Below are 765 nucleotides of genomic sequence, written 5' to 3'. Positions count from 1 at the left end.
CGCCTGATGCAGCAACTGCCGCGCCTGACGCTCACCGCCCAGGACACCGGGATTGCCCTGCGTGAACTGCGCGTCGCGCTGAACATGCTCGACCTGCTGGCCTACACCCGCCGTGCCACGCCTGCTGCTCAGGTATTGCTGCGTCAGGTGATCGACGAAGTCAGTGGCTATTTCAAACAGTGCCGCAAGGCCGGTGAACGGCTACCCGCGCCCAGAGGCCTGCTGATGGCCATGGACCGCGCACGCCGTTCACTGACCGATCAGGAGATGGGCGACAGCCCGGCCCGACTGCACCTGCTGCATGCCCTCAGCGGCCTGCGCCTGGCGCTGCTGCCGGGGGTCGAGATCGTCACCGTGGGCGGCGAACTGACCGAGCAACTGCCGCATAACATCGATGGAGCGCCCCTGTGATCGGTGATCTGGACATCAGCGGGATCTTCATCCCCACGTTCCTGGCGATGATGGGCATCGCCTATCTGCTGTTTCTGGTCGTGCACGCGGTGCTGTCGCGTGCCCACTTCTACCGTCTGGTCTGGCACCGGGCTTTGTTCAACGTAGGTCTATACGCTTTGTTGCTCGGCGCCGTGGATACTCTAAGTCGATACCTGATGACATGAAAAAACCGATACTGACACTGGGCCGCGTGGTCCTGACCCTGCTGGTTGTCACCCTGGCCGCCGTGGTCGTATGGCGCATGGTGATGTATTACATGTATGCACCGTGGACGCGCGACGGGCATATCCGCGCCGACATCGTGCAGATCGC

Annotated in this window: 1 protein-coding gene and 2 pseudogenes; all 3 read left to right on the top strand. The window is 62.7% G+C overall.

Going from position 1 to position 765, the window contains the following annotated elements:
• Positions 1–411 (top strand): annotated as a pseudogene (locus tag GE543_RS27420) (FUSC family protein); the annotation flags it as partial.
• Positions 408–617 carry a DUF1656 domain-containing protein gene (locus GE543_RS13400; RefSeq protein ID WP_003315925.1) on the top strand — a complete coding sequence of 70 codons (210 nt, stop codon included), beginning with the start codon at positions 408–410 and terminating at the stop codon, positions 615–617. The pseudogene GE543_RS27420 and the gene GE543_RS13400, both read left to right, overlap by 4 nt.
• A pseudogene (locus GE543_RS13395) lies at positions 614–765 on the top strand (efflux transporter periplasmic adaptor subunit); the annotation flags it as partial. The gene GE543_RS13400 and the pseudogene GE543_RS13395, both read left to right, overlap by 4 nt.

Origin of the sequence: Pseudomonas sp. SZ57, assembly GCF_009495975.1 — a bacterium.
Classification (GTDB): Bacteria; Pseudomonadota; Gammaproteobacteria; order Pseudomonadales; family Pseudomonadaceae; genus Aquipseudomonas; species Aquipseudomonas syringae.
This window is presented reverse-complemented; position numbering and strand designations above follow the sequence as displayed.